Annotated in this window: 14 protein-coding genes and 1 tRNA gene; 11 read left to right on the forward strand and 4 right to left on the reverse strand. The window is 57.9% G+C overall.

Annotation, left to right across the window (positions count from 1 at the left end):
- Nucleotides 1–11 precede the first annotated feature (11 nt).
- On the reverse strand, nucleotides 12–2,015 hold the full coding sequence (locus GSUB_RS12825) for a sensor histidine kinase (protein WP_052464912.1): 2,004 nt from the start codon (nucleotides 2,013–2,015) through the stop codon (nucleotides 12–14).
- Nucleotides 2,012–3,403: a sigma-54-dependent transcriptional regulator gene (locus tag GSUB_RS12830; RefSeq protein WP_040201129.1), complete on the reverse strand. Its 1,392-nt coding sequence runs from the start codon at nucleotides 3,401–3,403 to the stop codon at nucleotides 2,012–2,014. The genes GSUB_RS12825 and GSUB_RS12830 overlap by 4 nt, the downstream gene beginning before the upstream one ends.
- Before the next feature lie 188 nt (nucleotides 3,404–3,591).
- Here GSUB_RS12830 and yedF point away from each other — a divergent pair, with 188 nt between their 5' ends.
- Complete coding sequence (gene yedF / locus GSUB_RS12835; protein WP_040201131.1) at nucleotides 3,592–4,179, forward strand: sulfurtransferase-like selenium metabolism protein YedF; 588 nt, start codon at nucleotides 3,592–3,594, stop codon at nucleotides 4,177–4,179.
- A 46-nt stretch (nucleotides 4,180–4,225) separates the two neighbouring features.
- On the opposite strand, the gene GSUB_RS18135 is transcribed toward yedF, so the two are convergent.
- Both GSUB_RS18135 and GSUB_RS12845 read right to left on the reverse strand, forming a co-directional pair.
- The gene (locus GSUB_RS18135) at nucleotides 4,226–5,194 is read right to left on the reverse strand and encodes a peptidylprolyl isomerase (protein WP_052464913.1); all 969 of its coding nucleotides are present in this window, start codon (nucleotides 5,192–5,194) and stop codon (nucleotides 4,226–4,228) included.
- A 471-nt stretch (nucleotides 5,195–5,665) separates the two neighbouring features.
- Nucleotides 5,666–7,075: a sigma-54-dependent transcriptional regulator gene (locus GSUB_RS12845; RefSeq protein WP_040201132.1), complete on the reverse strand. Its 1,410-nt coding sequence runs from the start codon at nucleotides 7,073–7,075 to the stop codon at nucleotides 5,666–5,668.
- 495 nt (nucleotides 7,076–7,570) lie between these two features.
- Here GSUB_RS12845 and GSUB_RS12850 point away from each other — a divergent pair, with 495 nt between their 5' ends.
- The 10 genes from GSUB_RS12850 (at nucleotide 7,571) to selB (ending at nucleotide 18,947) form a co-directional block, all read left to right on the forward strand.
- The gene (locus GSUB_RS12850) at nucleotides 7,571–7,816 is read left to right on the forward strand and encodes a GSU3473 family protein (RefSeq protein WP_040201133.1); all 246 of its coding nucleotides are present in this window, start codon (nucleotides 7,571–7,573) and stop codon (nucleotides 7,814–7,816) included.
- 117 nt (nucleotides 7,817–7,933) lie between these two features.
- Nucleotides 7,934–8,029, forward strand: a tRNA-Sec gene (locus GSUB_RS12855).
- A gap of 211 nt (nucleotides 8,030–8,240) precedes the next feature.
- Nucleotides 8,241–8,693 (forward strand): response regulator, encoded by a 453-nt coding sequence (locus GSUB_RS12860; RefSeq protein WP_084212036.1) that lies wholly within the window; start codon nucleotides 8,241–8,243, stop codon nucleotides 8,691–8,693.
- A complete protein-coding gene (locus GSUB_RS12865; RefSeq protein ID WP_084212215.1) occupies nucleotides 8,642–9,118 on the forward strand; it encodes an Hpt domain-containing protein in 477 nt (158 codons plus the stop codon). The genes GSUB_RS12860 and GSUB_RS12865 overlap by 52 nt, the downstream gene beginning before the upstream one ends.
- A gap of 28 nt (nucleotides 9,119–9,146) precedes the next feature.
- Nucleotides 9,147–9,506: a PilZ domain-containing protein gene (locus tag GSUB_RS12870; RefSeq protein WP_040201136.1), complete on the forward strand. Its 360-nt coding sequence runs from the start codon at nucleotides 9,147–9,149 to the stop codon at nucleotides 9,504–9,506.
- A 124-nt stretch (nucleotides 9,507–9,630) separates the two neighbouring features.
- Nucleotides 9,631–9,807 (forward strand): hypothetical protein, encoded by a 177-nt coding sequence (locus tag GSUB_RS19400; RefSeq protein WP_158414083.1) that lies wholly within the window; start codon nucleotides 9,631–9,633, stop codon nucleotides 9,805–9,807.
- 220 nt (nucleotides 9,808–10,027) lie between these two features.
- Nucleotides 10,028–10,798: a PAS domain-containing protein gene (locus tag GSUB_RS12875; RefSeq protein WP_158414084.1), complete on the forward strand. Its 771-nt coding sequence runs from the start codon at nucleotides 10,028–10,030 to the stop codon at nucleotides 10,796–10,798.
- 142 nt (nucleotides 10,799–10,940) lie between these two features.
- The gene (locus GSUB_RS12880) at nucleotides 10,941–15,506 is read left to right on the forward strand and encodes a CheR family methyltransferase (protein WP_040201138.1); all 4,566 of its coding nucleotides are present in this window, start codon (nucleotides 10,941–10,943) and stop codon (nucleotides 15,504–15,506) included.
- A gap of 113 nt (nucleotides 15,507–15,619) precedes the next feature.
- A complete protein-coding gene (gene selA, locus GSUB_RS12885) occupies nucleotides 15,620–17,044 on the forward strand; it encodes an L-seryl-tRNA(Sec) selenium transferase (RefSeq protein WP_040201140.1) in 1,425 nt (474 codons plus the stop codon).
- Nucleotides 17,031–18,947, forward strand: a complete 1,917-nt coding sequence (selB, locus tag GSUB_RS12890; protein WP_040201142.1) for a selenocysteine-specific translation elongation factor — start codon at nucleotides 17,031–17,033, stop codon at nucleotides 18,945–18,947. Before selA ends, selB begins: the two co-directional genes overlap by 14 nt.
- The last annotated feature ends 50 nt before the right edge of the window (nucleotides 18,948–18,997 follow it).

Below are 18,997 nucleotides of genomic sequence, written 5' to 3' on the forward strand. Positions count from 1 at the left end.
CATGCCGCTTGTCAATGCTGCCTGCGGTCAAAAGGCAGTGAGACTGTAAAGGTTGTGCCTTGCTCCGGCGCCGTGGAAACCGTGATGGTTCCACCATGGTGCTGCACAATACCGTAAGAAACCGACAGTCCGAGACCGGTGCCCTGTTTTTTGGTGGTGAAGAAGGGATCAAAGATCCTATCGGCGTGTTCCGGCTTCATTCCCGGCCCGTCGTCGGCGATTGCCACACTGATTGTATCACCTCTTACTGTGGTTGAAAGATGCAAGACTCCTTTGCCGGACATCGCCTCGACGGCGTTGAGCAGCAGGTTTACGAAAACCTGTCGCAATTGACCGGCATCACCGGAAAGCTGCGGCGCCTGCATATCGTAATCGCGCTCGATGGTGACATCTGTCATATCGACCTGGTGTGGCAGCTGTACAAGTATATCGTCGAGCAGATGGTTGATATCCACCGGATCGAGGGTGTGGGGCGGCCCGTCCTTAACATTGCGGCGCCGGGCATAGGTCAGGAGGTTGCCGGTGATGCGTGAAATTCGGTCGGTCTGCTTCTTGACCTCTTCCGCTTCCTCCCGACCGGCGGCCCCCTCGGACAATTCCATCAGCAGCAACTCGGTGTTGCCGCGGATGATCGCGGTGGGGTTGTTGATCTCGTGGGCCACCCCTGCGGCCAGTGCGCCGATGGCAGCCAGCTTTTCGTTGCGCGCCAGCTCCTGCTGGGCCCGCAGCAGCTGCTGATTCTTGTCTTCAAGGGCGCGGGTGCGCTCGGCGACCTTGAGTTCCAGGCTCTGGTTGAGTCGCCGCAGTTCCTCCTCACGCTCATGGAGGGAATGGGTCATCTGATTGAAGGCCGAGGTCAGGCGATCCAGCTCCTCGCAACCGCCTCCGCGCAGGTCAGCGCGGGACGCCCCGCGGGCAATCCCCTGGGCCATTTCGGCCAGTTCGCGTATCGGCCGCGCCAGCGTTCGCGCGCCGCGCGCCGCAAGCAGGTACCCCAGGGCCGCACCGGTCAGCATCACTGCCGCCAGCACCAGCGTTGCCCGGGTGCGCAGCGCACGGTAGGGGGCTTCCAGCAAACCGACGTACAATGCGCCAACCGTTTGCCCTGCCGGGTTCTGCAACGGCTCATAAGCGGTCAGGTACCAGTCGTCGACAACCCGTGCGCGGTCGATCCAGGTTTTTTGCTCCTCCAGCACGGCCTGGGCCACTTCGCGGGACATGCGGGTTCCGAGGGCGCGGCGCCCGTCGTCGAGACGAACGGTGGTCGCCACGCGCACATCCTCCAGAAACAGGGTCGCACTGCCCAGCGAACGCCCTTCGAACCGTTCATCCCCGTAGGCCAGATGCTTGATTCGGTCGACCAGTTCCAGGTTGTGATTGATCAGAACGCCCCCGTAGAGACTGCCTGTAACCTTGCCGTGGGCATCTTTGACCGGACAGGCCGCAAAGACGAGCATCACCCGCCCACCGGTGTCGGCAGAGTGGACCCCGGCACCGGCAGCCGCCTCGATGCGGGCACGCACCGACAGTTCGGGATTTTCCCTCTGCAGATCAGCCTCAGGCACCAGCAGCGTCGCAACGACACTCTGTCCGGCAAGAGCCGCATCAACATAGGTCCTGAATTCATTTCCGGGAGCTGAAGGTGGGCTTCCGCTTCCGCGCACCGTAACCCGCCCCTGCTCATCGGTCAGCGTCAGAAAATCAATGGGATCCTGATCGAGAAAGCTCTGCAGACGACCGGCACCGAAACCGGAAGAGATGAAAGAGGAGGAGGACCCGGCCAGGCGGGCGGCATCCCACAGGGTGTCGAGCACTTCTTCGCCCTGCCGGTCGTATTCGGCACGGGCGGCTTCCAGGTCGCGACGAACCTTTTTCTGTGCTTCTCCGATAATCCAGGCATCGATCAGGTAGGAGCCGAGAAAAAACACCACAATCATGGTGGCCAGCAGCGGTAGCAGGGCGACAAGAGTGATTCTTGACCGGATCGTACGGCCAAGAGCAGCCATTCGGATCATGGAACACCCTGGCCGTCATTTGAATCCAGTCCGTACTCCTTGATCTTGCGCGCAAGGGTCTTGCGGGTAATCTCAAGCAGGTCCGCGGCACGGCTTTTATTGCCGCCGGTACGCTCCAAGGCCAGCACAATCTGATGCTTTTCAGCCTCACGCAGGGAGACAGGATTGCCCCCGGCCCGGGGAACTGTCGGCGCGGGGCGTGGCAGCTGATTGATCTTGACCGGCAGCTCCGCCACAGTCAGGGTTTCCCCCTCGGCCAGAATCGTGCCGCGTTCAATGACGTTTTCGAGTTCACGCACATTACCGGGCCAGTCATGCGCCTGCAGAGCCGCAATGGCTTGCGGATCAATATGACGCACCGGTGAATTATTACGCGCGGTGACCTTTTTGAGAAAATGCCGCGCCAGAGAATCGATATCCTCAACGCGCTCGCGCAGCGGCGGCAGATGCAGACCGATCACATTGAGCCGGTAAAAAAGATCCTCGCGGAAACGCCCTTCGGCGACTTCTTTTTCCAGATCCTTGTTGGTGGCTGCGATGAAGCGGACATCGACATGGCGCGGCTTTGTGCCGCCTACCGGCAGAAATTCCCCTTCCTGTAGTACCCGCAGCAGCTTTGCCTGCAGCGAGGGGCTTACATCGCCGATCTCATCCAGAAAAAGGGTGCTGTCATTTGCTTCTTCCAGCAACCCTTTTTGAGCCTGGGAAGCACCCGTAAAAGCCCCCTTGACATGGCCGAACAACTGGCTTTCCAGCAGCGTTTCGGCCAACGCCGCACAGTTGATGGCCAGAAACCTGCGGTCCGCGCGGGCGCTGTTTCGATGAATATAGCGGGCCACAACCTCCTTGCCGGTGCCGCTTTCGCCCAGGATAAGCACGGAAGAGTCACTGTTTGCAACCCGTCGTGCCAGGTCGAGAACCTCGCGAAAGGCATCCCCTTCGGCAATGATCGGTCCGGGATCGTCCTGATTCCTGATTTCCCGGCGTAAAGTTCGGTTCTCCTCTAGCAGTTCCGAGCGCTCCAGGCAATGACGCACCACCGCAAAAAGTTTTTCCTGCGGGAAAGGTTTGGTGAGATAGTCGAAAGCCCCCAGTTTCATTGCCTCGACAGCGGAGTCGATCGTGCCATGCCCTGTCATCATGACGACGCACAGAGAGGGCTGCAAGGCGCGGACGCGGCGCAGAGTCTCGATCCCATCCATTTCAGTCATTTTCATATCCAGCAGCAGCAGGTCGGGAGTGTCCTCGGCCGATTCCTCAAGATTTCGCAGCAAAAGAAGGGGGCTTGAAAAAACTTCAACGGAAAAACCCTGCCCAGTGAGCATTTTACGTAGATAACGCAGCATTCCGTCTTCGTCGTCGCAGATATAAATCAGATGATCCAGCATCGAGTTGCAGCAATCCCTTGTCAAATTGTGGTATCGGCATTAAACTCTGTCGACACCACAGCGTTTCTCAATAGGTGGTATCGAAAATGTCGATATTGAAAGCACCCTGTTCAGTCTGTTCGCACTTTGAACTTCAAAAGGCGGCAGCGGAGCAGGTATAAGTCGGTTCCAAGAAAGAGAGAAACATCATGCAGATTCTCGATTGTCGCGGAAAAAAATGCCCCGCGCCCGTCATCGAAACCCGAAAGATTCTCCTGGCACAACAGGAGGAGACGGTTGAAGTTCTCGTCAGCGACGATGTCGCACGCGAAAATATCCGCCGCCTGGCCGAAAGCCTGGGCTACGGCATCGACATCAGCAATGTGCCCGACGGCCACCGGCTTCGCCTGACACCCGGCATCGAATCCATATCCTGCGACATCGATCCCCCGCCTGCCGAAGGCAAGACCGTAGTTTACATCGGTGCAGACATTATGGGAAGCGGCGACGAGGAACTGGGCAGGGTCCTGCTCAGCAATTTCCTTGTGACCCTGCTCGAACTTGACCGCCTACCTGACGCAATCTTTCTTGTCAATACGGGGGTCAAGCTGGCGTGCACGGGCCACAGTACGGTGGAAGCGCTGCAAAAGCTGTCGGAAAAAGGTGTCGATATCGCCGCCTGCGGCCTTTGCCTGGAATACTTCCATCTCAAAGAGAATATTGCCGTGGGGCGCATCTCCAACATGCACGACATTGCCACCCACCTCAATGAGGCTGGACGTATCATTCGGCCGTAAGAGAAACGCAGCCTGTTACCCCCCCCCCCGCAATCGGGAAGATCCATTAACGGGCTGCTTCTACAGACTCCTTCTTGAGCGGATATTTTTCCCTGAGTTCATTCGCCCAGGTTTCCAGCAGCGCATCGCGCTGCTTCTGTTCAAGGTCGGTCCGGATTTTATCTTCCATCTCGTCAAAGCGCATCTGGCGGGCTTCCTCGACAGCTGTAAGCATGATAATGTGGTAACCAAATCGGGTGCGAACGGGGTCGGAAATCTCTCCCGGCTGCATCTTAATCACCGCGTCTTCGAAGGCCTTGACCGTCTGCCCCTCATGAAAGGTCCCCAGATCTCCACCGACGAACCGCCGCTTGTCATCTGAGTTGAAATAGGCCAGATCGTAAAAATCCTCGCCCGCCCGGGCCCGCGCGGCCAATTCCTGCGCACGGGCATGCAGCTGTTCACGCTCCTGCTCATTGGCGGCAGGGTCAACCTTGATCAGGATATGGCTGGCCTGAAACTGACGCGGCCGGAAGAATCTCTCTTTGTTCTCTTCGTAGTAAGCTTCTACCTGCCTGTCACTGACATCGATCCTGCCTTGCAGGTAGGCCTGTTCAGCCTGCTGAGCCAGCAGACCGCGGTAAACCCAGGCTCGAAGACTAGCGTACACATCATCCCCCACAGCCGACTTCATCTCATCGACCGACGAATAACCACGCATGAACGGTTTCATGGCTTCCTCGATGCGGGCAGTCTCAACGGCAATCTCATGATCCCGGGCCCAGTTGACCCTGTAGGCCCGCTCAATCAGTTCATCCAGGTTTTTCTGCCTGATCTCCGCCATCCTGTCAGATGAAACTTTTCCATGGAAGCCCACCTGCATCGGCATGCTGCGCTGCATCTGCAGGCTGAGTTCAAAATCGGAGATTTCCACTTCACCGACCTGCGCAATGACCGGAGACTGTGCCGCTACGGCATAAGAAATCAGCAAAAAAAAGAAAAGAATGGAAAAAAGAATTTTCAGATGGAATGACATGCAGAAACTTTCCTTCGCAGTGAGTGTGAAAAACCGTGTCAGCCGTTGAAGAACTGCAGGCTATTTCTCGATCCATGGGACCAGAAACAGAGACCAACGGTTAATACTCTCACAGAAAATGGCGCGAAGAAAAGGCAAAAAAAGTCCCGGTCCCCTTGGGGGAGGGACCGGGCGATTGCAGACCTAGGGAGTTGGGGGGTGGTACGTTGCCACCCGATCGACGAAACAATTTCGCCTGGTCGGGTTGAGCGCTGAAGTCATCGCAAGTTGTTTGCAACGGGTATGCCTTCCAGTCGGCAAACCCTGAAAAAAGTCTAAAAGCTATTTGCAGAAGGGAGTTACAGCGCATCTGAGTCAAAAAGGGAGATGCGCCGAGGGCTCATGTCCGCCTGCACTGCGGGGCAAATAACCTATATTTCGGCCCACCATCGGGGCATATGCCCCACCCGTGAAATCATTTCGCGGCAAAAACTAATTGGAGGTTTCGTGCAGGCCGAATTTCTTCAACCGATAGCGCAGGGTATCGCGACTCATTTTGAGCAGGCGTGCTGCCCGGGTCTGGTTCCCCCCGGCACGCGCCATCGCCTGCTGCAACGCATGCTTTTCCATCTCTTCCAACGACATATCTTCCAGAAGCAGGTCAAAAGAGACTCCGCCCGGCCCGGCATCCTGTCCCGGGCGATCCGCTTTTTCCGCACTCTGCTCTGCACGTACGGCCGCAGGAAGGCTGGCAACAGACAGAACCCGCCCCTGCTCAAGCATCATGGCCCGCTCAATAGCGTTGCGCAGTTCACGCACATTACCGGGCCAGTCATAGCGCATGAGCAGTTGCAGCGCGTCGGGCGCAATCCCTTCCAGTCGCCGACCATACTCGTCGTTCAGACGGTCAATAAAATAGTCAACCAGCTTGGGGATATCGTCCCGACGGGAACGCAGCGCCGGCAGATGAATTGTCATAACATTGAGACGATAAAAAAGATCTGCTCGAAACTTTTCCTTCTCGACCAGCCTGGGAAGATCCTGATGGGTTGCTGCAATGATGCGAACATCGACATCAATATCCTCTTTACCGCCCAGACGGCGAAAGCGCTTGGATTCGATGACCTTGAGGATCTTAGCCTGCATGGGCAAGGGCATGTCGCCGATCTCATCTAGAAAAACAGTCCCGCCGTCGGCAAGCTCGAAGGTCCCCTTCTCCTCGCGATGGGCATCGGTGAAAGCCCCACGCTCATGACCGAACAGTTCATTTTCCAGCAGGTTCTCAGGGATGGCCGCACAGTTGACTTCAATGAAAGGCTCCTGCTTGCGGGCACTGTGATGGTGAATCGCCTGCGCCACCAGTTCCTTACCCGTGCCGCTCTCTCCCAGGATCAGAACGCTTTTGACATCGCTCTCGGCGCAGATGTTGATCATCCTGAACACTTCAATCATCTGCGACGAATTGCCCACCAGCTGATCGCGACCGAATTGCCGCCGCGCGCCGCGTGAGGAAGAATCAACCTGTGCCTCCAGGCGCTTTTTGTCAAAAGCCTGGCGGACCATCTGGTGGACGTCCTCCATGCGGAAAGGCTTCCCGATATAATCCAGCGCGCCGAGCTTGAAAGCGCTCACGGCAAAATCCGCCTGCGCGTTGGCGGTAATCATCAGCACCATCACTTCAGGGTCAGCCGCCTTGAAACGCTTTAGAAGCTCGATGCCGTCCATATCCGGCAGAAAGATATCAAGTAGAGCCAGGTGAGGGCGGAAGCTCTCAAACTTATCCAGCGCCTCGTTGCCGGACGCAGCCACTTCGACCTCGTAACCGGCGCCGGTAAGCATCTGCGCTAGAGACCACCCGATCAACTTTTCATCGTCCACGACCAGAACACGTTCGTGATTCATAAGTTGCAACCTCCACCTCCACGCTTGAACGAACCCATAGGCATCCTCCAATCTCGCAACGAAAATGCCCGTACATAAAAAACAAAAAAAATCTGCTCGTTATGAGATGAAGGATTGTGCAAGGGGCAGACCACGGATGAGCCATAAAGCGAAAGATGGAAGAAAATAAATTTTGTCAAAAGCAAAACTAATAGCTCAAGCACAAGATCATAAGAACACCCCCCCATTCTCTACCACCCCAATCAAGATAAAGCTTATTCAACCGGGAATTTTCCCCAAAGAGCCTTTGCAGACGTTAAAGGCGACTTAATATCATTTAAATCTCGACCAAAGTGCCTGCTTGGGTCCTCAGCGTTTTAGCGCAACCCCATACGCCAAATAACGAAACAACTTTGCAGAAAAAGGGTGAACCCTAAAAATTTCCTCGCAATCTTAATAACATATGGTAGCTTTTAGTATCGTTGGCAATACTCTTCTATCGCAAAGGAATCCGCCATGCTCATCAATGTTATGTACACTGACCATCGTTTCGACATGATCAAGGCCGATCGCCTGGAGGGATTTATCCGCAGAGGTGAGATCCTTAAATTCAAGCGCTCAACCGGCTGGGTCACCATCGGCATCGATCCCATACGTGAGAGCAGTCCTGCAAATCGTTCCCCTGTCCGAAAGGAACGCCGCCAGATTGTCCAGACGGTCTACCCTGCGCAAACTGCTGCACAGCCATCTCAACATCTGTAGCAGTGCGGAGCGTCAAAACCCCTTTGCCAGGGGCGCAAAGGCGATCCCGCAAGACAGCTATCATTTTTCCCTTGTCGCACAAAGCCCCTTCCGCTAGGATGTTGGCGTTTTCACTTCGGGAGTAGTTCGTAGTCTGGTGACGCGCCCGGTCTTCAAAACCGGTGGGGGGCGTATCCCGTCCCCGGTGGGTTCGATTCCCATCTGCTCCCGCCATAATTTCCACATGCACTTTTTCCTCTTTGCTCCTCTCAATCCTGTATCCGAAGCACCCCCCTTTACGCATTAAAGACGATTGCTTCCCCATATAACCGGCTCCAATCTTCCACTTAAACTGTGCTCCACGGATTTCCACTTGACCCATGCCAGGGCTACAGTTAAATTAATATAATTAACCTAAACATGCGTTAAGGACAGACCAATTCCGATGGAAGTCTTTGCTGACAATGACCAATGCACGCCTCGCCGGCCACCTGTCCTGATTGTAGAGGATAGCGGAAGCGTGTCCGAGGACATTGCCCAACGGCTGCGTCGTTCTGGCTATGCCGTGGAGTCGGTGGGGTGTGGCGGCGACGCTCTGCGTTGGAACGCGGCGCATCCGGAAGGCCTCCTGCTGCTGGATTTCTGGCTGCCGGACATGGACGCGCGGCAAATCATCGCGGAGATCAGGCGCCAGGGGCGCACTCCCGCCTTCATCATCATGACCGGCGCCGGCGATGAGAAAACTGCTGTTGACATGATGAAACTGGGGGCCCTTGACTACCTGGTCAAAGACGGCCGCTTTCTGGATCTGCTGCCGATGGTGGTCGCTCACGCCTCGCCACCGGGATGGATGACTACATCGCCAAACCGATTCACCCAGACCAACTTGCAGGACTGATCGCACAACACCTGCCGGCACAGGAAGAGCAGCGGAAAAAGGGGGCGCCCTCTGAGGCAAGGCAGGTTTTCGACCTAGCGCATTTGCACAACCGTCTGGATGAAGATCTTTCGTTCTACCAGGAGATGATCACTCTTTTCGAGCGCGATTTTCCCGCCAAGTTCGCTGGCATACAGGAGGCCCTCAGCGGTGAGGATCTCAGCAATGTTGGACATATCGCCCACGCCCTCAAAGGAGCGGCCGCCAACCTGGAAGCCGGCCGCATCCAGCGCACGACCCAAAGAATTGAACGGGCCGTAGCGGAAAGGGACGATAAAAGAATAAAGAATCTGCTGGATGAACTTTCTTTGGAATTTGAAAGATTTATCGCCGAGGCCCGGCGAAGTATGGAAGAGTCCGCGCCCCTTGATACCCCGTCAACATGACATCGAACCTATAAAGGAGTATTGCACTATGGAAGAAAAAAGGCGTTTCGGCCGCATTCCCTTTGGCCATGCCGTGACATTGAAGACCGAAGGCAAAAATCGGGTCGGCCGCCTGATCGATCTCTCACTCAAAGGAGCCAAAGTCCAAACCGATGCCCTACCGCCCCTGCAACTCGGCGCGCAATGTTGCTTGGTGCTGCCTCTTGGCGAAGAGGTTACATTGGAATTTCGTTGTGAAGCAGTCCACATCGCAGACGATCACCTGGGACTGAAGTTCATCGAAGCGGACCCCGAGAGCTTTTCCCACCTTCTTCGCCTGATGGAACTCAACACCGGCGATGCGGAAAAAATCGCCGAAGAGGTGCAACGCCTCGGAAAGGACACATGACCGTTGAATAAACAAAAGGAATCTCTAAACCTGGTTCGTTTTTTGCATCTGAATTCTCCAGCGACTGCCGCATCCACAAAGTCAGTGCAATTTCGTACAGTGTGGCACACAAGGAGCATTGCATATGCGTTTAAATCTCAACCTGGACCAGGTTCTCGGACGCAACCCTCGCGAAGTCAGCCAACTGTTCCGCAGCAAGGGAATTGACCCGAATCGCCCTTATCGGGCGCAGGTGACCTTGCAGCAGATCATAATCGAGCAGGATTCGGGCCAAGAGGAGCGTCCAGCCTCCCGAATCTGATTTTTCTCCACCGCGCCCTATCTGCTGCTACAAGCCCCCGTCCTTTCGGACGTTCATCCAACTCTCCATCCACAGGTAACGCTGCCCAGGGGTGGACGGACATCGTCTGTCCGCGCGGCGCCTCATTGCAACCTCCACCATTTCTGCTAACTTTTGAGGAGAAACAGAAGTTTGCACAGGCATTCCATGTCGGGTCCGAAAAAAGGTGAAGGCAATGATCATGAGAAACGAACGGACAGACATAAGAAATCAGGATATCAAGGGAATTTTCGGACTCAACCTGGCACTGGAACGCATCGAGGGAGGGGTTGTCGACCTGCGTGACCGCACCTCTCCCAAAAAGGTTCATGACGAACGTGAGCGCCTGTTGGCTGAACTCGATGCAACCATCAATGCCATTAACGACGCAGTCATTCTTTACAAACCCAGCGGAGACATCGTGCGGATGAATCCGGTGGCGCGCCGTCTTCTGAACTATGATGAGACCACAGAGCGCAAACCCCTGCAGGAAAGGCTTGAGAATCTAAGAGTGGAAAGGCCTGATGGCTCGCCACTTCCTTTGGCGCCGTATCTCACAAGGGTTTTAAAGGGCGAATCCTTTCACGGGATACTGGGCGTCCTGAAACGAGCTTGCGGGGAAGATACCTGGCTGCAACTGAGCGCGGCACCAGTCTTTTCAGCACAGGGGGAGATTATCGCTGCAATCGGAACCGCAACGGATATCACCGCACTGCACCGGGCGGACGAAGAGCGCATTCGCGGCTTGCTGATGCTGACCCATGATCTCCGCAACCCCCTGACGGTCATTCAAGGGCATACCCAGCTGTTTCGCTGCTTCGGGCGCCTGCCCAACAAAGTGCGCGATGACAGTCTCGGCATCGGACTTTACGTCGCCCGCCGCCTTGTGGAAGCTCAAGGGGGACGGATCTGGGTGGAAAGCGGCAAGGGACAGGGCGCCGCCTTCCATTTCACTCTCCCCATGCAGAAATGAAGCATCACCACAAAAAAACAGCACGACAGCATTGCCCCATTCACTCTGAGTTGCTATAAAGGGGTGAAATTCCTGCGATTCATCCCGCGGCTTCATTGGCAAAACGTTCGCTGAAAGCGACCCCGGACAAAAACGAGAAAACATGTCGCCACCCAAGCGCCCGCCACAGAGTTCACCGCCCAAGGCCCTGCCCCCCTGCCCCATCATCACCATCGGTGCTTCACTGCAGGGGCACCGGGACCTGGAACAGATCCTGTCCGCTCTGCCCCCCGACAATGAGATGACATTCGTCTTGATGCTGCAGCAAGACGAAAACGACAACAGGAGGCTGGCGGACAGGCTTGAACAAAAGACCTCTATGCCGGTCCACCTGGCCCAGGACGGCACGTCTCTGGCTGCCGGCAGCATCTTCATCCCCCCAGCCGGTCGTGAAATCCGCCTGCACGGAGATACGATCAGGCTGTGCGAATCTCGGCAGGCAGCACGCCCCAGTGCCCCTCTTGATACATTCCTGCGCTCGGTTGCCGAACAATGCGGAGAGCACGCGGTTGCGGTGATTCTGCCCCAGTTGGATCGCGACGGAGTTCTCGGCGTCCGTGCCATCAAAAACGCCGCAGGCACGGTTCTGGTCAAAAGCGATGAAGGCGATCCGGCAGGGGAGGTTATCGACACCGTGCGCAGTCTCGGTCTTGCAGACTGGAGCCTGCCGACATCAGAGTTGGTCGAACGCCTGTCTGACATGGGGCAGCGACTGAGTAAATCGCTGAGCTGTGCGGAACCAACGCAGGATGATAAAGGATACGATGAACTGCTGCAGATCATAAACCGCCACAGTGGGCATGATTTTCTCTGCTATAAGCCGAACACGCTGATCCGGCGGATCCAACGCCGCATGATGATACGCGGCCAGGACCAGTATACGGATTACCTCCAACTGGTCCACGAGGATCCCCGGGAGGTCCAGTCTCTCACCCAGGACCTGCTCATTGGCGTGACCCGCTTTTTCCGTGACGAAGAGGCTCTCGACGCACTGGTCTCCAAGGCCCTGCCGCAGCTTCCGACCCAGGCCGACGAGCCTCTACGCATCTGGGTCGCCGGCTGCTCCACCGGCGAGGAAGCCTATACCCTGGCCATCCTGCTGACTGAATTTCTCGAATCACAGTCCCGAATGGTCGACTTTCAGATATTCGCCAGCGACCTTGACGCAGAGGCCATCTCCTTTGCCCGTCGCGGCATCTATCCCGCCGGCATTGCGCGAGACCTGACGCCCGTGCGCCTGCAGCGTTTTTTCACGGAGAAAGACCATCACTACCAGGTCTGCAAATCCCTGCGGGAAAAGATTCTGTTTGCGCAGCACAATCTGCTCAAAGACCCGCCCTTTTCCCGGCTGAACCTGGTCTCCTGCCGCAACCTGCTCATCTATCTTCAACCTCAGGCTCAGCAGAAATTGCTGCTTTACTTTCATCAGGCCCTGATTCCAGGGGGGTATCTCTTCCTGGGCGCATCTGAACACCTGGGGGAAGCGGCAGAGCACTTTACAGCCGTGGACAAAAAATGGCGACTCTTTCAACGCGGCAATTCAAGTCTCCCTACGGCGCAGAGATTTTCCCACCTCGGGCGATTCTCCTCACCGGGAATCCTGCTCCCGGCCGCACCCCGCTCTGCCGCCTGCGCCCTCTCACTGGGTACGCTGGCCGAAAAAAAACTGCTCAAAGAACATGCACCGGCTGCAGCCGTCGTCAACCGCGAATACGAGGTCCTGCATTTCCCTAGTCATACCGGCAGATTCCTGACTCCCCCATTCGGCGAGGCGTCTCTCAACCTTCTGAAGATGGCGCGCAAGGAACTTCGCCCGGCATTGCGTTCGGCAATTCACCAGGCCTTTGAGCAGAAAAAACGAATCTGCTTTGAAGAAATTGCTCTCGACAACGACCCCTCTCAACCGCTGAAGATCACCGCGGACCCTTTCCTGGACACCTTCTCAAACACGGATCAGGAACTTCTGGTGATGGTCGTCATCGAGGAGTCCGCATCCTGCTCCGGTCGTGCGCTGGAATCTGCCCAGTCCCTCACGCCGATCGAAAGCGGCGACAAGGATCTCATGATCCGCTACCTCGAAGAGGAATTGCGGGAGAAAAGCGACCAGCTCGCGCAGGTCCTGCGCGAATACGAGTCCTCCAACGAGGAACTCATGTCCATCAACGAGGAGATGCACTCGGCCAACGAGGAGCTGGAAACGTCGCGGGAAGAACTGCAGGCCCTCAATGAAGAGCTGGTGACGGTCAATACGGAACTGCAGAGCAAGAATGATGAGCTGGCCCGCACCACCAGCGACATGACCAACCTGATCAAGAGCGCGGGCATTTCCACTATTTTTCTCGACCGGGAACTCAGGTTGCGCCGTTTTACCCCTGCGGTAACGCAACTGTTCCACCTCATTGAGAGCGACCTCGGCCGCCCCTTCCATCATATCTCCGGACATCTCGCCACCGAAACAATCCTTGACGCGGCCCGGCAGGTGCTTACAAACCTCCACGGGCAGGAGCAGGAGATGACGGCTGATGACGGGCGCTGCTTTGTCCTGCAGATCTCCCCTTATCGAACCCCCGCGGATGTCATCGAGGGAGTGGTCATTTCATTCTTAGACATCACGGCGCGCAAAGAAGCCGAGATCGAGCGTGAATATCAGCGACAGCGGGCTGAAAGCCGCGCCCGGGAGGCCGAGGAATCCCGACGCATCCTGCAGGCCATCACCGACCATATCCCCCTCGGTCTGGGTGTCGCCGACCGGGACGGCAAGCTGCTCACGATCAGCCGCTACGGCTTGGAGCTGGGCGGGTTGCGCCCCGAGCAGGTTCATCAGACGGCCGTCAGCGATTACCCGAAACTCTGGGACATGCGCCGCCCGCAGGACAATCAGCCACCGCAGATGCAAGAACTTCCCCTGATTCGCGCCCTGCAGCATGGCGAAATCACCATCGGCGAAAAATGGCTGCTGACCAGCCCCCAGGGACGCAAGATCGTGGCATCCATCCACGCCGCGCCGATCCGGACGCGGGAGGGAGAAATCACCGGCGCGGTCGTGGCCTGGAGTGACGTCACCACGGAGCGCCGCCAGAAAATTGAATTGCAGCAGAGCGAACAGCGCCTCAAGGTGGTCATCGCCAACATGCCGGCCATGGTGTTCGCTGCCGATGCCGAAGGGCGGCTGGTGTTCTGGAACAAGGAATGCGAAAGGGTCACCGGCTACCAGGCTGAAGAGGTGGTGGGCAACTCCCTCATTGCCGACCGTCTGTTTATCGATGCAGAGCAGCGGCGAGCCTGGATGGAGGTCTGCCACGGTGTGTCCGATGCCTATCAGGATCTGGAACTCGAAATCCGCTGCCGCGACGGCAGCCGCAAAACCATCCTGTGGGGCAACGGCTCCTGCTACTGCACCATTCCCGATTGGGACATCTGGGGCACCGCCATCGACATCACCGAGCGCAAGGAGACGGAAAAAGCCCTGCAGAAGGCGCGCGAGGCTTCCGATAACGCCAACCGGGCCAAGAGCGATTTTCTGGCCAACGTCAGCCACGAAATCCGCACGCCGCTCACGATCATCAAGAGCGCACATGAACTTCTGTCCGAATCGCCGCTGTCCTCCTATCAGCATCAGTTCCTGAATATGGCGCAGAGCTCAGCCGACACGCTGATGCGCCTGATCGAGGATCTTCTCGATTTCAGTCGCATCGAAGCGCGTCGTCTGACGCTGGAAAGCACCCCGTTTGACCTGATCGACATGGTGGAAACCACCCTGGCCGGTTTTGCCATGGAGTCCGCCAAGAAAAAACTCCCCATTCATTTCCACTGTGACGAATCCGTGCCGCGGCAAATTATAGGCGACTCTCTGCGCCTGCGTCAGGTCCTGACCAACCTGCTCTCCAACGCGGTCAAGTTTACCGATCGCGGGAGCATCGATCTGCGCATCACCCTGCGCCGCGACGAAAAGATCGACAAGGATTCCGCCATGCTGTTTTTCTCCGTCGAGGACACCGGCATCGGCATCCCGCCCGACAAGCTGTCACTGCTGTTTCAAAGCTTCAGCCAGGTCGACACCTCGGCCACGCGCCGTTATGGCGGCACCGGGCTAGGGCTGGCGATCACCCAGCGAATCATTACTTTGATGGGGGGAGAAATCTGGGTGGAAAGCACCGAGGGGGAAGGAAGCCGCTTTTTCTTCACCATTCCGGCGCTTGCGGCGGAAATTATTCAACCTGCCGCCGATACCGGAAAACAGTCACCGCCACCAACCGACGAACAATCCGAAACCGTCAACGATGAGGTGCGCATCCTGGTCGCCGAAGATGAGTCCATGATTCGCCACCTGGTCGGCACCGTGCTTGAGCGCAAAGGGTGGACAGTCATCGGCGCCCGCGACGGCAAGGAGGCGATGAGTCACCTGGAGAATGAAATCTTCGACCTCGTGTTGATGGATATTCAGATGCCGCATCTTGACGGGATCGAGGTGACCCGCATACTACGTCAGAAGGAAGCGGAGATCGGGCGGCGCACGCCGGTCATTGCCCTCACTGCCCATGCCGGTGAAGACGACCGCCGCCGCTTTTTGCGGGCCGGTATGGACGGCCGCATCACCAAGCCGATCAAAATCGGCGACTTTCTCCAGACGATCGAAAAAATTCTTGGCGACCGCATTCGCCAGGGATAAGGGATCGCCCTGTTTCAGCACTCCTCCCCTTGCAGTGCGTCTTGTTCGGGCAATCGTTTCTATGGTAGTTTGCGTCCTTATCCCGCTCGACGCGAATTCAAAGGCATCATCCCATGAATCCAACACAACAGCTTTTGCGGAAACTGCCGGGCATAGACAAACTGCTGGACTGCCAGGCGCTGACCGAACTCGGCGAGAGCGTCCCGCATGATGTGCTGACTAAAGCCGCGCGCGAAACGGTGGAGCAACTGCGTACCGAGATCCTGGAATCCGCAGAGGATTTTGACGCGACCCGACTGGGCCTGGAACAAGTGGCCGCAGAGGTGGCACAGCTTGTCCAAAACCGCATGAGGCCGAACCTGCGCCCGGTGATCAACGCCACCGGCACCCTGCTGCACACCAACCTGGGGCGCGCCCCTCTCGCGGAAACAGCCCTGCAGGCCATCACCGAAACGGCACGCATGTACTCCAATCTCGAACTCGACCTGGAGAGCGGCAAGCGCGGGCTGCGCCATGACCTGGTCGCCGAACTGCTGTGCCAGCTCACCGGCGCCGAGGCGGCGATAGCGGTCAACAACAACGCCGGCGCCGTCTATCTGGCGCTGGCCGCCCTGGCCCAGGGTAGAGAAGGGATCGTCTCGCGCGGCGAGCTGGTGGAGATCGGCGGCGCCTTCCGCATCCCCGATGTCATGGCCGCAAGCGGCGTACGGCTGGTGGAAGTCGGCACCACCAACAAAACTCATCCCCGCGATTACCTCAACGCCATCACCGAAGAAACGGGGCTGTTTCTCAAGGTCCACACCAGCAATTTCCGTGTCGTCGGGTTTACCTCGCAGGTCAGCGGTGCCGAACTGGTGGAAATCGCCAGACCACACGGCATCGCCGTGATGGAGGATCTGGGCAGCGGCATGCTGTTCGATCTCAGCGAATATGGCCTGCCCCGCGAGCCGACGGTGGCCGAGGCGGTGGCAGCAGGGATCGACGTCGTCACCTTCAGCGGCGACAAGCTGCTGGGCGGACCCCAGGCGGGCATCATCGTCGGGCGACGGGAGCTGATCGAAAAAATCCGCTCCCACCCCATGGCCCGCGCCCTGCGCATGGACAAGCTGACCCTCGCCTCGCTGGAAGCCACGCTGCGCCTCTACCTCGACCGCGAACGCGCCCTGCGCGAGATTCCAGTCCTGCGCATGCTGGCCACCCCCGCTGAAGAACTGGAACAGCGCTGCATCAAGCTGGCGCGCCGGGCGACGGAAGAAATCGACAGCCGCGCACAAATCGAGGTGGTTGCCGCGCCTTCCACCGTGGGCGGCGGAGCGCTGCCCACCACGGAACTGCCCGGCTTCGCCATGGCCGTCACCCCCAGAGAACAGTCCGTCGACGCGCTTGCGCGCCGCCTGCGCCATGGACAGCCTGCCGTAGTCGCCCGCGTGCAGGATGATCGCCTGCTGTTCAATGTGCGCACCCTGGCGAGCGACCAGGAAAACGATCTTCTCACCGCATTGCAAACCGCTTTGGATAGAAACCATGAGCAAGACTGAACACCACGTCATCATCGGCACCGCCGGCCACGTCGACCACGGCAAAACCGCCCTGATCGGCGCATTGACCGGTGTCGAAACGGACCGTTTAACGGAAGAGAAAAAACGCGGCATCTCCATCGATCTGGGTTTTGCCCCCTTTCGCCTGCCCGGCGGCATGATCGCCGGCGTGGTCGACGTGCCGGGTCACGAGAAGTTCATCAGCAACATGCTGACCGGCATCGGCGGCATCGACCTGGTGCTGCTGGTCGTCGACGTCAACGAAGGGGTCATGCCGCAGACCCGCGAGCATCTGCAGATTCTCGACCTGCTGCAGATCCCCCAGGGGATCATCGTGTTGACCAAGTGCGATCTGGCGGAAGAGGACTGGATCGACATCGTCGAGGAAGAGGTCCGCGAAGAAGTGTCCGGCACCTTCCTGGAAAAGGCACCGGTGGCGCGCGTCTCTGCCATCACCGGAGACGGGCTCGATGGTCTTGCCTCCTTGATCGAGACCAAGGCGCGAACCCTGCCGATCAAGGATGCCGACGGCCCCATGCGCCTGCCTATTGACCGCCACTTTACCCTGTCCGGATTCGGCACCGTCATTACCGGCACCCTTCTGTCGGGACGGGTCCGCGCCGGGGACATGGTGGAGGTACTGCCCCCTGGAGACACGGTGCGTGTGCGCGAAGTGCAGGTGCACGGCAAGCAGGTGGAAGAAGCCAGCGCCGGGCAGCGCGTCGCCCTCAACCTCGCGGGGCTTGATCGCGAACGCATCCGCCGCGGCGCAGTGGTCGGCACCCCGAAGGTATTTGAACAAACCACCTGCATCGACGCCCGCCTGACCCTGCTGGCCGACGCGCCGCGCCCCCTCAAATTCCGCGACCCGGTTCATCTCTATCTGGGCACTGCGCGGGTGGTGGGGCTGGTGGCGTTGCTCGATCGCGACCTGATGGAACCGGGAGAAAGTGCCATTGTCCAGATTCACCTTGACCGTCCCCTGGTCGCCCACCGCGAGGACCGTTTCATCGTGCGCTCCTACAGCCCCATGACTACCATCGGCGGCGGTCGGGTGCTCGATCCGCGTCCGGTCAAGCATCGTCGTTTCCGCACGGAGATCATGGAGGCGCTCAAGGATCTGGAAAGCGGTGAAAAATCCTTCCTGCTGCAGAAGCTCAGCGATCAGCAGTCCACCACGGTGAAAAATCTCGAACTGCTCTCCGGGCTCGGCCGTGAGCGAGTCGAGAAAAACCTGCGTCAACTGGAGGAAGAAGGCCTCGCCTGGCAGCTTGTCGACCAGTGGGCCGCCAGTGACGCCCTGGCGTCCTGGCGCCACCGTCTGCGCGACGCCACCACCCGTTTTCACAGCGAAAATCCCTTGCAGCCAGGCATCCCCCATGCCACCCTGAAGGGCGCGCTGCCGGACAAGGTTTCATCAAAGGCATTTCAGAAGCTGCTCACCATGATTATCGACGACGGCCAGCTGGTGCGAAAAGGGGAATGGATTGCCCTGTCGGACTGGACACCCCAGCCGACCCGGCAGCAGGCGGAAGATCTGGAGAAGATCGAAGCGGCCTATCAGCGCGGGGGAGCTCTGGTCAAAAACCGCAACGAGATGATCGAGCGCCTGAATCTCACTCCTGAACAGGCCGACACCTACTTCACCTTCCTGTTCGCTGAAGGGCGCCTGGTCAAGCTCACTGAAGAGACCTATCTGCACGCCGAGACCTATCAAAATGCGGTGCAGCTCCTCAGGGATCACTTCGCACAGAACGAGACCCTGACCCTGGCCCAGTTCCGCGACCTGTTCGGCAGCGCCCGCAAACAGGTGCAGGCCCTGCTGGAACATTTCGACAGCCTCAAATACACCCGCCGCGTCGGAGATGAGCGGGTTGCGTGGAAACTGCCGGAGAAAGACTGAAAAATCGATTTCAACGCAGAGACGGAGAGCAGGGAGAGAAAAGATCTGAA

Origin of the sequence: Geoalkalibacter subterraneus (assembly GCF_000827125.1) — a bacterium.
GTDB classification, from domain to species: Bacteria; Desulfobacterota; Desulfuromonadia; order Desulfuromonadales; family Geoalkalibacteraceae; genus Geoalkalibacter_A; species Geoalkalibacter_A subterraneus.